This window comes from Plantibacter sp. 2H11-2, assembly GCF_050031945.1.
In the GTDB taxonomy this organism is placed as follows: domain Bacteria; phylum Actinomycetota; class Actinomycetes; order Actinomycetales; family Microbacteriaceae; genus Plantibacter; species Plantibacter auratus.
In genome coordinates this window covers 163,235-176,442 of sequence record NZ_JBNBBL010000008.1, presented here as the reverse complement: position 1 = coordinate 176,442, position 13,208 = coordinate 163,235, and the positions used below count along the sequence as shown (strand labels likewise).

11 protein-coding genes are annotated in these 13,208 nt (G+C 70.2%); 7 read left to right on the top strand and 4 right to left on the bottom strand.

Features of this window, described 5'->3' with window-relative positions; translation table 11 throughout:
• Window positions 1–17: 17 nt before the first annotated feature.
• A complete protein-coding gene (locus tag ACQG07_RS15800) occupies window positions 18–1,445 on the top strand; it encodes an O-antigen ligase family protein (protein ID WP_274500742.1) in 1,428 nt (475 codons plus the stop codon).
• Between the two features lie 7 nt (window positions 1,446–1,452).
• A complete protein-coding gene (locus ACQG07_RS15795; RefSeq protein ID WP_274500741.1) occupies window positions 1,453–2,730 on the top strand; it encodes an O-antigen ligase family protein in 1,278 nt (425 codons plus the stop codon).
• A 22-nt stretch (window positions 2,731–2,752) separates the two neighbouring features.
• Here ACQG07_RS15795 and ACQG07_RS15790 read toward each other — a convergent pair whose 3' ends face one another.
• Complete coding sequence (locus ACQG07_RS15790; protein WP_426738777.1) at window positions 2,753–4,198, bottom strand: sugar transferase; 1,446 nt, start codon at window positions 4,196–4,198, stop codon at window positions 2,753–2,755.
• A gap of 169 nt (window positions 4,199–4,367) precedes the next feature.
• On the opposite strand from ACQG07_RS15790, the gene ACQG07_RS15785 reads away from it, so the two are divergent.
• Complete coding sequence (locus tag ACQG07_RS15785; RefSeq protein WP_124769658.1) at window positions 4,368–5,288, top strand: polysaccharide pyruvyl transferase family protein; 921 nt, start codon at window positions 4,368–4,370, stop codon at window positions 5,286–5,288.
• Window positions 5,285–6,622: a hypothetical protein gene (locus ACQG07_RS15780; RefSeq protein WP_426738776.1), complete on the top strand. Its 1,338-nt coding sequence runs from the start codon at window positions 5,285–5,287 to the stop codon at window positions 6,620–6,622. The genes ACQG07_RS15785 and ACQG07_RS15780 overlap by 4 nt, the downstream gene beginning before the upstream one ends.
• On the opposite strand, the gene ACQG07_RS15775 is transcribed toward ACQG07_RS15780, so the two are convergent.
• Window positions 6,508–7,620, bottom strand: coding sequence for a glycosyltransferase family 4 protein (locus ACQG07_RS15775; RefSeq protein ID WP_426738775.1), 1,113 nt, complete (start codon window positions 7,618–7,620; stop codon window positions 6,508–6,510). The two genes, ACQG07_RS15780 and ACQG07_RS15775, sit on opposite strands and share 115 nt — an antisense overlap.
• A complete protein-coding gene (locus tag ACQG07_RS15770) occupies window positions 7,620–8,684 on the bottom strand; it encodes a glycosyltransferase family 4 protein (protein WP_426738774.1) in 1,065 nt (354 codons plus the stop codon). Before ACQG07_RS15770 ends, ACQG07_RS15775 begins: the two co-directional genes overlap by 1 nt.
• A gap of 120 nt (window positions 8,685–8,804) precedes the next feature.
• Between ACQG07_RS15770 and ACQG07_RS15765 the strand changes: the two genes are divergently transcribed.
• Both ACQG07_RS15765 and ACQG07_RS15760 read left to right on the top strand, forming a co-directional pair.
• Window positions 8,805–9,650, top strand: coding sequence for a glycosyltransferase (locus tag ACQG07_RS15765; RefSeq protein WP_274500735.1), 846 nt, complete (start codon window positions 8,805–8,807; stop codon window positions 9,648–9,650).
• Window positions 9,651–9,752: 102 nt separating this feature from the next.
• A complete protein-coding gene (locus ACQG07_RS15760) occupies window positions 9,753–11,033 on the top strand; it encodes a lipopolysaccharide biosynthesis protein (RefSeq protein WP_426738773.1) in 1,281 nt (426 codons plus the stop codon).
• On the opposite strand, the gene ACQG07_RS15755 is transcribed toward ACQG07_RS15760, so the two are convergent.
• The gene (locus tag ACQG07_RS15755) at window positions 11,030–12,019 is read right to left on the bottom strand and encodes a glycosyltransferase family 2 protein (RefSeq protein WP_426738772.1); all 990 of its coding nucleotides are present in this window, start codon (window positions 12,017–12,019) and stop codon (window positions 11,030–11,032) included. The genes ACQG07_RS15760 and ACQG07_RS15755 overlap by 4 nt on opposite strands.
• A 73-nt stretch (window positions 12,020–12,092) precedes the next feature.
• Here ACQG07_RS15755 and ACQG07_RS15750 point away from each other — a divergent pair, with 73 nt between their 5' ends.
• On the top strand, window positions 12,093–13,187 hold the full coding sequence (locus tag ACQG07_RS15750) for a glycosyltransferase family 4 protein (protein ID WP_426738771.1): 1,095 nt from the start codon (window positions 12,093–12,095) through the stop codon (window positions 13,185–13,187).
• Window positions 13,188–13,208 lie beyond the last annotated feature (21 nt).

The window sequence follows — 13,208 nt, the reverse complement described above, 5'->3', positions numbered from 1 at the left end:
GCTACCCTGGGGGCACGATGCTGTCAACCGAACCCGCCCCGCCCCGCCCGCCGGCAGCGCTGACGACACGCGCGCTCGTCGTCAGGCACGTCGCCGTGTTCGCGACGTTCGCGGTCCTCGCCGGGACGTTCTGGACGAACCTCTTCACCATCTGGGGGTACACGGCGGTGGCCCTGGTCTCAGGCGGCGCCGCGCTCGCGTGCCTGATGGTCGTCCGCCCGAAGTGGCGGCGCACCCGGGTGCCGTGGTCACTCGTCGGGTACGGGGCGCTGTCGATCGTCTCGCTCGCCTGGTCCGCCTACCCCAGCGGCACAGCCGCGACCCTGCTCGGTGCGGCGCTCTGCACCATCCTCGGCGTGACCCTCGCCGGCTGCTTCACCTGGCCCGAGGTCATCCGGGTCCTCGGACGTGCCGTGACGTGGGTGCTGTCACTCTCCCTCCTCTTCGAGTTCGTCGTCGCGGCGATCATCCGGCACCCGGTGCTCCCCAACTTCTACGCCGGTGACGCGGCGGACCCGCCGTTGCTCGACTACTGGTCGCGGGACCTCCTGTTCTCCGGAGGACGCATCCAGGGCATCTCGGGGAACGCCAACCTCCTCGCCGTGGTGGCGCTGCTCGGGATCATCGTCTTCGGGCTTCGGCTGGCGGCGCGGCGCGACGAGCCCGGCGCAGCCACGCTGACCGGCCCGGAACGTCGCTGGACCCTGCTCATCCGCCTCGGTCTCTCCGTCGTGATGTTCCTCCTGAGCTTCTCCACCACCATCCTGCTCGCCGCTGTGGTGACGGCGGTGGTCCTCGCCGCTGCACTCGCGATCCGTCGGGCACCTCGCCCGGAGGCGAGGACACCGGTGTACCTCGGCTTCCTCGGCATCGGGGTCGTCGGCGCGGTGGGAGCGGTCGTCTTCCGGACGCAACTCCTCGGCCTCCTCGGGAAGAGCCCGGACCTCACCGGTCGACTCGACATCTGGGCGACCGTCTGGCGCCTCATCGAACAGCGGCCGGTCTTCGGTTGGGGCTTCTCGAGCCCGTGGGCACCGTGGGAGCCGCTCTTCACCGACCTCGTCATCCGACGCGGCGTCCGACAGCTCCAGGCGCACAACGCCTGGCTCGACGTCTGGTTCCAACTCGGCATCGTCGGCCTCGTGCTCTTCGCCGCGGTCGTCCTGTCCATGTTGACCCGCACCTGGTTCCTGGCCGTCGACCGTCCGCGCGTCGACCTCGACGCACATCGGCCGTACACGGCCCTCTCGCTCGCTCCCGTCCTCATCGCGGTCTCTCTCGTCGTGCAGTCGGTCGCGGAGAGTCGACTGCTCATCGAATCCGGCTGGGTCCTCCTCGTGCTCCTCGTCGTGAAGACGAAGCAGGAACCTGCCTGGCCGATCCCCACCGTCGCAGCCTCGTCCGACCTCGCACTCGCGCACCGCCGCGACGTCGTCGACGGATGAGCCCGGCGTGAGACCGGCGGACTTCGACGCGTTCTCCGTCGCCGCGCGCGTCCTGTCGTCTGCGCCGTTGGCCGCCGCGTTCGCCACCATCGCCGTCGCGACCGCCTTCGGTGAGCACCTCGTCACGAGCCTGATCGGTGTCGCCGGGTTCAGCGCGATGCTCGTGGGCCTCGCGACGATCGGTACGGGCATCCTCCTCGCACGCCTCCCCATCATCGAGTGGCGTGGCCTCCTGCCGATATCAGTCCTGCTGTTCCTCGCCTGGAGCGCGCTGTCGCTGGTGTGGAGCGCCACGCCGCTCGCGACCGTGCCCGCTATCGGCGGACAGCTCGCGTGGGCCTTCATCGCCATCGTGATCGCGCTGACCCGCGACACCATCCAGATCGTCCGGGCGACGGGCACCGCCTTCCGAGCGCTCCTCGGCACCTCACTGGCACTCGAGGTCGTGAGCGGCGTCCTCATCGACACCCCGCTGCCGTTCCTCGGGATCAGCGGGAACCTCGCCTTCGGTGGCCCGTTGGAGGGGGTCTTCGGAAGCCGGAGCGCTCTCGGCATCACGGCTCTGCTCGGTCTTGTCACCTTCGTCGTCGAGTGGCGGACCCGTTCCGTGCGTCATGGGGTGACGATCGGGTCCATCGCCCTCGCCGCCGGGCTCATCCTCGGCACCCGCTCGCCGAGCATCGCGCTCCTCGCCGCGACCCTCGGCATCGCGACCGCCGTGCTCTACGTCTTCCGGCAACTCCGTCCGGAACTGCGCCGCACCTGGCAGTTCGTCCTCCTCACCGTCCTCGCGCTCGTCGGCCTCATCGGGTACTTCTTCCGATCCGAGGTGTTCCGCGTCCTCGGTCTCGGACTCGAGATCGAGCAGCGTTACGCACTCTGGCAGGAGACCCTGCGACGCCTGGCCCCGAGCGAGATCAACGGCTGGGGATGGACGGGTGGCTGGGTCTCCGATGCGGTCCCGTACCGGTTCATCGACGCGGGCCTCGGCCGCGCGAACGACTCGGCGCTGAACGCTTACCTGGACGTGTACCTGCAGCTCGGACTGATCGGGCTCGCCCTGTTCCTCCTCCTCGGCGGCCTGGCGCTCGTGCGGACCTGGCTCATCGCGACCAATCGGCGCAGCGTCGTGCACGTCTGGGCTGCGCTCATCGTCGTGACCCTGCTCGCATCGGGCGCCGCGGAGAGCAGCCTGCTGCTGAGCGGCGGCTGGCTGCTCCTCGTGGTCTGCGCGGTCATCGGTGCCGGCGGGCTGAGCTGGCGGCACAGACTCCCCGAACGCTGAACCCGGCCCGCGCGGATCCGGATCACCGTGCATCGGTTCCCGGGGCGACGACCGCTCGCACCGTCTGCGCGAGGATCTTCAGATCGATCGCGGCCGACCGGTTCTCCACGTAGTACAGGTCGAGGTCGACCGAGTCGTCCCAGGAGAGGTTGGACCGCCCGCTGACCTGCCACAGCCCGCTCATACCCGGCTTCGCCAGGAGTCGTCGCTGGGCGAGCAGATCGTAGCGTTCGACCTCCCATCCACGGTGCGGCCGCGGGCCGACGAGGCTCATCGAACCGCCCAGGACGTTCAACAACTGCGGGAGCTCGTCGAGCGAATACTTCCGGAGGATCCGTCCGACCGGGGTCACGAGCGGGTTGTCCGGAGCCTTCGAGAGCAGTTCGTCCGCATGCTGCTGCACGGCGAGGGCCGCGCCGGTGTCGGCGTCTGCGGCCATCGAGCGGAACTTCAGGATCTCGAAGGGGCGGCCGCGCAGGCCGACGCGCTCCTGCCGGTACAGCACGGTCCCCCGACTCGTCGTCTTCACCGCGAGCGCGACCGCGAGCATGACCGGGGCCAGCAGCAGGAGCAGCATCGCGGAACCGACGACGTCGAACGCCCGCTTCGCCGCCGCCTCGAGCCGGGACAACTCCAGGTGGTCGACGTGGATGAGCGGGATGCCGGCCACCGCCTGGAGGTACAGGCGGGTCGAGGCCACCCCCGTGAGCGTCGGCGCGATGATGAACTTCACCCCGCGCTCGCTGAGGTCCCAACCGAGGCGGCGGAGCTCGGTGGGGGTGAGTTCGACGGGGCCGACGAGGATCACCGTGTCCGCTTGGACCTCCTCGGCGGCATCGACGATCGACGGTCGTCCGCTGAGGACCGGGGCATCCACGATGCGGTCGTCGTCGACGATGCCCGGGGTCGCGACACCGACCACCCGATGCCCGGCCCAGTCGCCCCTGCGCATGCGCTCGGCGACGTGCACCGCGTGGTCTCGGTCACCCACGAGCAGCGTGCGGTAGACGAGTGCGCTTCCGCGTCGCCGCGCACGGAGGTGTCGACGGGCGCCCCATCGGACCGCCAGCAGGAGGGCGACTCCGAGCGGCATGGCGGTGAGCAGGAACCCGCGTCCGATCTCGAGCTTGAGGAGGTAGGACGCCATCGCCACCGTGCCGAAGACCGTCGTCGTCACGACCACGACCCGTCGATACGGCGTCCAACCGTCCGCCAGGACCCGCGGGTGGCGCGATCGAGCCGCGGCCAGGGGCGACCACCATGCGACGGCGAGCGCGAGGGTGACCGCCGGGTATCCGAGGTGTAGGCGTCCGAACGGCCCCGCGACCTCCACGGTCCCGCGCCAGTACGCGTCCCACCACAGGAGCTGGGTCACGGTGAGCGCCAGGGTGACGGCCAGGAGGTCGAGGACGAGGACCATGCGCGAGCACCGTCGCTCCCAGCAGCGGCGGGCTTCGACGAAGGGCATGACGGTGGCCTCCCTGGGGATGTTCTGGTGTGCATCGGATCGAGCAGCGGCGGGCGAGGTCGATCGCCGGCGCGCGAGACGACCCGGCGACAATAGAGCATAATATATTCGACCAACTGAAGTATCCGATTCCAGCACAGCGCTCGGTGTCGATCCGGACGGAGTACCCATGCCCTACCTCGAGACCATGCGACAGCGCACCGAAGCCTCCTTCGTCGAGCTGCATCGCGGTGTCACCGAACTCCACTACACACAGTTCCCCGATCACCGGAACTCGGGCGACTCGGCCATCGCGCTCGGACAGGCCAGGTTCTGGCGCGCACACGACATCGCGGTCCGCACCACCTCGAGCGCCGGCAGCATGCCGGAGCGGGTCCGGGACTCGTCGATCCCGGTCCTCATCCAGGGCGGCGGCAATCTCGGAGGCCTCTACCCGGTGCTGAGCGAGGCTCGCTACGAACTCGCAGAGCGTCTCCCGGTCGACACGTTGCTCATCCAGGCACCGCAGTCGGTCGTGTTCCCCGCGGATGCAGACCGCCGGGCGTTCTCCCGACGATTCGCCGCCCGGCCCAAGCTGCGGGTCGCCGTCCGCGACCAGACCTCCTACGACCTCCTCCGCGACGAGGTCGACGACCTCAGCCTCTCGCCGGACGCGGTGCACCTCCTCGGCCCGATCAGCGCCCCCGAACCGACCCAGCGGCGCATCGTCATCGCCCGGACCGACGGCGAGAGCGCGGGTGGGCTCGTGGGCTCCGAGAGCGCCGACTGGCCGGCCGACCCGTTGGACCTCCGGGCGCACGAGTGGCTCGGCTGGCGGGCGGCGAAGCACCCGGTGTTGAAACCCCTCATGGAGCGCGACCATGCCGCGTGGATGCGGCGAGCCGAACGTCGATTCGACGCCGCCGTCCGGCTGATCGGCCGCGGCGAGGTGGTCGTCACCGATCGCCTCCACGCCATGCTCATCGGGCTGCAGATGGGCCGCCGGGTCGTCGCGCTCGACAACAACAACCGCAAGCTGTCGAACTACGCGGAGACCTGGTTCGGTGACCTCCAGCCGAGGTTGCGCTTCGAGCACACGATCCGTCCGTGACCTCCGGGCAGCCAGCAGCGCACCTGCCCCGTCGGGACGCGGCCAGGGCCCGCGCGGACGCCAGCGCCCACCATGCCGTGTGGCGTCGGCAGCTGACGCGACGGACGCCCGTTATCGGCGGGCGGGAACGTGACCGCCCGCTCGTCGGCGGTTCGCTCCTCATGATCGCCTCGCTCCTCGCGCTCGCTTGGGTGGCAGCCGAGCAACCAGGACTGCCCGGGCACTTCGCGAACGACGAGGGCACGATCATCAGCGTGAACCGGGGGACGTTCACCGAGGCAGACTCGTCGTTCCAGCTCATCGCCGCGGTCTACCGCTGGATGGGCCTGGCCGAGCTGCCGACGCTCGCCGCCCTCGTCGGTGTCGCGAGCTACCTGCTCGTCCTGACGGTGGCGATCTCACGCACTCGGACAACGACGGCCGAGTGGGTGGACTGGGCCATCATCATCAGCTGCGTCGCGCTCGCCGCCGTCTACCACGGCGCGTACACGAAGGACCTGCTGACCGTGGGCGCGGTACTCGCCCTCATCGCCCACCGCGGACGAGGTCTGTCGGCCGAGCTGGTGCCGGTGGTCGCGATGCTGCTGTACGCCCAGGGCTTCCGCACTTACTGGTTCCTCGTGGCCGGCCTCTACCTCGCGCTCCGTCTCGCGCTGCGGGCGCGGCGCGGCTGGACGGCCACCGTGGCGGTCGTCCTCGTGCTCTACGCCGGGCTCTCCGTCGTCTTCCCGCTGATCGTCGGTGTCGACCTCGACCATTACCGCCTGACGGTGAACGAGCACCGCTCCGCGGAATCGGTCAACACCCTGATCGTGCAGTTCTTCCCCGGTGCCGGCCCCGTGTCGGGGTTCGTCAACAGTGTCCTCACCTTCGCCTCGTTCATCATCCCGATCCCCCTGATGCTCCGCGGCGGGGCGATCTACCTCGTCGTGGCGCTCGTCCTGCTCGCCATCTGGGGATCACTCATCGCCGCGATCGGGTCGGCGAGGTTCCGAGCACCCCGCGGCTCGTCGGTCCTCACGGCGTTCCAGAACCGGTTGTTCGCGGCGATCCTCGCGTTCCTGATCGTGCAGTCGATCTTCGAGCCGGACTACGGCTCGTTCCTCCGGCATCTCACACCGATGCTGATCGTCGCCGTGTGCCTCCTCCTGAGCCTGCGGCCCGGAGCGACGGGAGCGTCAGCCCGGCGGGGGCCGACATCCGCCGCATCCCGTAGGGCTCAGCGACCCGTGGACACGACGGATGCTGCCGCGACACGCACGTCGGCTGCGACGCGCGCCCAGGAGAACGGACCCGCTGCGGCGAGCACACCGGCCGCAGAGAGTGCCTGGTAACGACCGGCGTCGGCGATGATCTGCTCCAGCGCGTCGGCGAGCGCGGTGGACGTCACCGCTGTGGCCACGATGCCGGATCCTGACGCGATCGCCTGCTCGGCGAGGCCGCCGACCGGCGTCACGACGGAAGGCACCCCGAGCGCCATCGCGTAGGCGAGCACCCCGGACTGACTGGCCTCGGTGTACGGCAGCAGGGCGATGTCGAACCCACCGATCACCTGCGCGATCTCCTCCTGGCCGACCCAGCGGTTCTCGAGCTCGTCGTCCTCGTGTCGGAGGAGCTCGAGGGCGTCGTCGGTCCCGGACCCGACGACCCGCAACCGGACCCGGATCCCGCGACGTCGCAGTTCGGTGATCGCTCCCACCCCGAGACCGAGCCCCTTGTACGCCGACAGCCGACCGAAGCATCCGACGACCGGAACACCCTCCCGGTACGTCGACCGGACCACGGCACGGCCCGCGTCGACACGGTACGCGGCGTGGACGGTCTCGTGGACGCGGTCCGCGGGGAACTCACCACGGGACGCGAGTGCGGCGGCGACCGGGGCGGAGAACACGATCGCTCCGTCCGCCGCCCGGCGCTCGGCACGACGCATGAGGTGCTCGAGCCGCGAGAAGTCCCCAGGGTGCATCGTCGCGTCATGGACGCAGAGCAGACTCCGACGACCGCCGAAGCGGAACACGGGCGCGACCACCCCCTGCCAGAGCTGCTCGATGGCGATGACGACGACGTCGATGCGATGCCGCCGGAGGAACCGGTCGAGCCGGAACGCCGCCCCGAGCAGACGCGGGAGACCGAGCACCGCGCCGCGCTTGTCGCGATACGTGCGGATCGTGAAGGACGGCACACCGAGTGCCACGAACCGGTCGACCACCTCGGCGTCGAGGGAATAGGACACGACGACATCGCAGCCGTCCTCCTGCAGCGCCTGAGCCAGTTCCTGGGCGAAGAGCGGGCCTCCCCCGGTCCGACCCCACTGCACGACCGCGACGCGCATCAGGCCACCCGCGGTATCCGGTACGCCTCGGCGAGGGCCGCGCGTTGGCGGGCCGGGGTGTGTTCCTTGAGGCGTTCCGACCAGCGGGAGACGTTCCGCTCCGCCCAGGCGGCGAACGCCTGTGGTCCGGCCAGCCGACTGGCGACCATCGCCTCGAGCCCGCCCTCGAGGGTGAGGGCGTCCGGGACCACTCCGAACGCGGCGATCGGCCGGACGAGCGTCGGCACGCCGGCCTGCACGGCTTCCAGAACGGCGAGGGGAAAGCCCTCCCAAGCGGCGGTGTGGAGGTAGACGTCACTCTGGACGAGGCGCGAGCCCACCTCGGCGTGCGGGATCCATCCGGTGACGTCGACGCCAGCCCTCTCCAGCCGGGTGACGTCCTCGACGCGGCCGCCGCCCATCCACACGGGAGCCACCTCGACCCCGCTCGCCCGGATCGACGCGATGGCTTCGGCGAACCGCATCGGATCCTTCTGGGGAGCGATGCGTCCGAGACTCGCGACCCGCAGCGGCCGGTGCCGACCTGGGTCGTCTCGGCGGTCATCGGGCAGCGGAACCGCGACCACGTTCGGCACGTGGACGACGCGCGGCCGGAGGGGCCCGCGACGTTCCGCGGCTTCGGCCTCGCCCTCGGAACAAGCAGCGATGGTCTCCACGTTGAACGAGAGCAGCCACTCGACGGCCCGGAACATGCGGCGGCTCCAGACGGAGAGGTCGGCGCGCTCGAACGCGTAACAGTGCGGGGTGTAGACGATGCGGGTCCGCGGCGAGCTGCGCAGGGCGACCCGCGCGTACGCACCGGCGAAGCTCGAGTGGGCGTGCACGATGTCGGCCCCGGTACGACGGCGCACCCGCCGGATCGCTCGCACGGCAGCGAGCGGCCGCCGCCCGAGCGCGGTCACGGAGGCGAAGCAGTCGGACAGTGTCTCGTCGAGCGGGGCGCCGTCCGGGATCTGCGCGAGCAGGTGATGTTCGACACCCGGCGGCGAATTCCGCACGTAGGCCTCGATCGCCACGGGGATCCCACCCGCGTAGCAGTCGGTGACATGGAGCACGGTCGTCATGTCTGCCGCCCGTCGAACGGGAGGAGCGGGTGGACGACGATGATCAGGCTCATATCTCATATGTTGCATGTTAGACGACAGTAACGTTGGTCACCTCGCCCATGACAGATCCGGAGGCCCGTGTACTCGATCGTCATTCCCTGCCGAAACGGCTCGAAGACCCTCGCCACGCAACTCGAAGCCCTGCTCGCCCAAGGCTCGTCCGTCGACATCGAGATCATCGTCGCCGACAACGGCTCTGTCGACGGCACCGCAGCACTCGTCCGCCGGTTCAGTGAGAGGGACGGGCGCGTTCGCCTCGTCGACGCGAGCGGCAGGCCGGGTATCAACCACGCTCGCAACACCGGCATCCGGGCATCACGGGGTTCAGCGGTGCTCCTCTGCGATGCCGACGACGTCGTCCGGGCCGGCTGGATCGAAGCTCACCGGCGCGCGCTCGAAGCCGGTGCGGATTGCGTCGGCGGCGCGCTCGAGCGGACCCTCCCGGACGGCACACCTGCGGGAAGACAGGAGGCCGTCAGCACCGTGCACGGCTTCCATCCATGGCCGCCGGGAGCGAACTGTGGGTTTCAACGACGGGTGTTCGACCGGCTCGGTGGATTCGACGAGACCCTGCTCGGCGGCGGCGACGAGACGGACTTCTTCTGGCGGGCGGCGGCGGCTGGTCACCCGACCACCGCGGTCCCTGAGGCCGTGGTCGAGTACCGCCTTCGCGGTGACCTTCGAGCCGTGGCTCGGCAGTTCTTCGGCTACGGCCGGGGAACGGTGCGGTTGTTCCGACGACACCGCGGGCTGGGCATGCCGAGGTCCTTCGGCTGGGAGCTCCCCATCGTCCTCGTCGTCGGAGCGCTCCAGGTCATCAGCCCGAGCCGCGACGGCACGCGCCGTCGACGTGGTGTCGAGCGGCTCTCGTCGAGGGCAGGGCGCGCATTCGAGAGCCTGCAATCGAGGACGTGGTACCTGTGATCACGACGATCGTGGCATCCGACGGCGACGAGGGTCCCGCCGACGCCACGACAACGCTCACCGACCGAGACGCGGATCGACCACCGTGCGGGTGAGCGGACGATGATCCACCTCGCTTGGGCGATCGTCGAGCGGATCCTTCCCCGGGTGGCGTCGGCTCTCGTCATGCTCATCCTGGCCGCCCGGCTCACACCGTCCCTCGTCGGTATGTACGCCTGGATGGCCCTCGCCCTCACGCTCGTCCAGACCGTCGGCGACACGGCCGCCCGGCAGACCGCCGTCGTCCACGGAGGTACCGAGGCCGGGGACCGGTTCGTCCTCCGGTTCCGGGTCTGGTCCGCGCTGATCGGAGGCGCCGCGCTCGCCGTGACCGTCGGAGCCCTGCTCCTGACCCATCACGCGGAGGACCGATGGCAGGCGATCGCCCTCGCGCCGTTCGTCCTCGTCCCGGCGGCTTCGGCCGTAGGAATCGACGCCCTGGTCCGCCTGCAGCGAGCCGGGAGATGGAAGGAGATCGCATCGCATCAGGCGTGGTCGTCGGCAGCCTCCCTGCTCTGCAGCCTGCCGACCCTCCTGGCGACGGGATCACTGCTCGCCAGCGCCCTGCAGGCGATGCTCGCGGAGGCGGGGTTCGCCCTGCTCAACCGGCGACGTGCAGCGCGACTCCCCCGCACGTCAGTCGCTAAAACGCGTTCCCGCGAACCGACCGTGAACGTTCTCGGCGACTACCTGCACACGGCGCTGTTCTCGCTCCTCGGTTGGGGACAGGGGCAGACCGACCGCCTCTCGATCGGGGCTCTCGCCGGCGGGGCACGCCTCGGCCAGTACGCGTTCGCCATGTCGCTGTCGCGGAGCATCGGCGACGCGGTGGCCCTGGCCACGATCAACGTCCTCCGGCCGGTCCTCGCCGAAGCGGCACGCGACGGCCGTGGGTCCGAGATCGTCGCGGTCACGGAGGCTTCGCTCCGACGATCGCTGGTCCTGGCGGTCGTGGCCGCCGTGGCGACGAGCATCGGGGCTGAGCTGGTCGTGGACCCCGTCCTCGCAGACGACTGGGACCCCGCCCTCGCACTCGTCCCTGTCCTCGCCCTGTCGGTCGCTCCCTCGGTCGTCGCCTGGTCGGTCACGGCGGTCCTCCAGGCCGAGAGCCGGATGCGTTGGGCGAGTCCGATCAAAGCGGTCGGCGTGCTGCTGTCCCTCCCGGTCGGCATCGTCGCCCTCCACGACCTGCAGCTCGCGGCCTGGCTCGTGAACGCGCGGGAACTCGTCGTGATGGCGCTGCTCCTCCTCGCCGCGCGCCATCGGGCGCCCTGGCGGGGCGGCCTCCTCGCGCTCGGCATCGTCATGGTCGGCGCGGCCGTATGGCAGGTGACCCGAGGCTAGGCCGGCTGCAGCAGATCCCGCACGATGTCGAGAGCCCCCTGGCTCGCATGCCGCTGGTACTCGCCGCGTCGGGCACGGAGCAAGACGGCGAGGATCCGCCGCCACCGGGCCGGAGGGAGATCGGCCCGGAACCGCTCGAAGGCCGCTTTGGCGACGACAGCCGAGGGATCGGCGAGCGGCGCCTGGGCACCAGGCTGGTCCAGCCAGGTGGCGAGCCCTGCGACGCGATCGGCGATGTCGCGGTTCCGCTGGCGCCCCGGCTCCATCAGCCTCGAGACCTTGTACGCCAGCGTCGGCTCGACGATCCCGATCTGGTTCGCACCGTGCTGCCGGTAGTCGACGAGTGGTTCGTCCAGCAGCTCGATCGGGCCGCGCGATGCGGCCACGATCGCCAACCACTCATCGTGGACCCATGGCGACGGGAACGGCGCGGCCGCGTCGAAGACCTCGCGCCGGAACATCGCGGTCGCGCCAGTGACGAGGTTGCGTCGCAAGAGCACGCCGAATGCGTCGCCCGCGCGGATACGGTCGCGCTCGGACGGCCCGATCGACAGCGAGGCGAACAGGGTGGTGCCGAGCGGGGTACCGTCGGCTCCGACGAGCCTCGCGTCCGAGCACACCAGTTGGAGCTCCGCACGCGCGTCGAAGGCGGCAAGGGCACGCTCGACGCGTTCGAGCCGCCATACGTCGTCCTGATCGGACAGGACGACCAGTTCCCCGACGGTCGCACGGATGGCGCTCTCAAAGTTGCGCGTCACGCCGAGCGCGGTCGTGTTCCGCAGGAAGCGGACCGGGATCGGCGACGCCTCGGCGAAGCGCTCGACGATGGCCGACGTCCCGTCGGTCGACCCGTCGTCGCTGATCACGATCTCGCCGGGCAGCACGGTCTGTCGGGCGATGCTCGCCAGCTGCTCGCCGAGGAACGCCTCACCGTTGTAGGTGCAGAGGGCGACGGAGACCCGTGCATCGACTGGTGCTGCTGGCATTGACCCGCTCCTCACCGCTCGCCGGACCGCCCACCAGCCTATCCCCACCGTCCCGCTGGTATCCTCGGGCCTTATGCCCCGCGTAGCCGTCGACCTCCTCTCCTACACCGGGACGAAGGGCGGCATGGAGACCTACGCCCGCGAGCTCTATCGGGAGATCGGCCGCCAGGGCAGCGAGTTCGAGTTCGTCGGACTCGCCAGCCGAGAGGGATACCGGCTCGACCGCTCCTGGTTCCCCGGTGAGATGGTGGACACCGGGATCAGCGGCGAGAACCGGTTCATCTGGGCCTACGGCGAGCTGTTCCAGGTGGCCCGCCAGGCGAAGCGACACGGAGCGGATCTGATCCACTCCCCCGCCACGCTCGGGCCGGCGCGCTCGTCGATGCCGTCGGTCGTCACCATGCACGACATGCTGTACTGGAGCAATCCGGAGCTCATGACGACGCCGCTGTACACCGCTCCCGTGAAGCTCATGGAGCGCCTCACCTCCAGGAACGCCACCAGGGTCCTCACCATCAGCGAGGTCTCACGTGCCGAGATCGAGAAGTATCTGCATGTCCCGCGGGCGCGGATCGACCTCGTGCCGCTGGCCGGCACCATGCCGACGATCGACGGCGACCGCGAACCGGATCAGGAGCGCCCGTTCGTGCTCGCGACCGGGAACCGCCGCCCGCACAAGAACTGGGCCAGCCTCATCCGAGCGCTGCCGTTGCTGGCCGAGCACGAACGCCCGCGGCTCGTGATCACCGGCAGCCACGGAGAGGATCCCCTGCAGGCGGTCGTCGAGGAGACCGGCATGCAGGACTGGGTCGAGCTGAAGGGCTGGCTCACGAGCGAGGAGCTCGGAGAGCTCTACCGCCGGGCGACGATCATGGCGATGCCGTCCTTCGTCGACGGCTTCAGCCTCCCGGCGCTCGAATCCATGATGGTCGGCCTCCCCGTCATGATGAGCGACATCCCCGTCTACCACGAGGTCTGCGGAGACGCGGCCCTCTACCTGGACCCCAGGTCGCTCGACAGCATCGCGTCGGTCATGCGCACCGCCGTGACCCGGCCCGATGAGATGCGACGACTCGCCGCGGCCGGTCTCGAGCAGGCGGAGCGGTTCTCCTGGGAGCGCACGGCGACCCAGACGCTCGAGACGTTCCGGCGGGCACTGACCGTCTAGCGCGGCGCCGTCCCCGGTCCC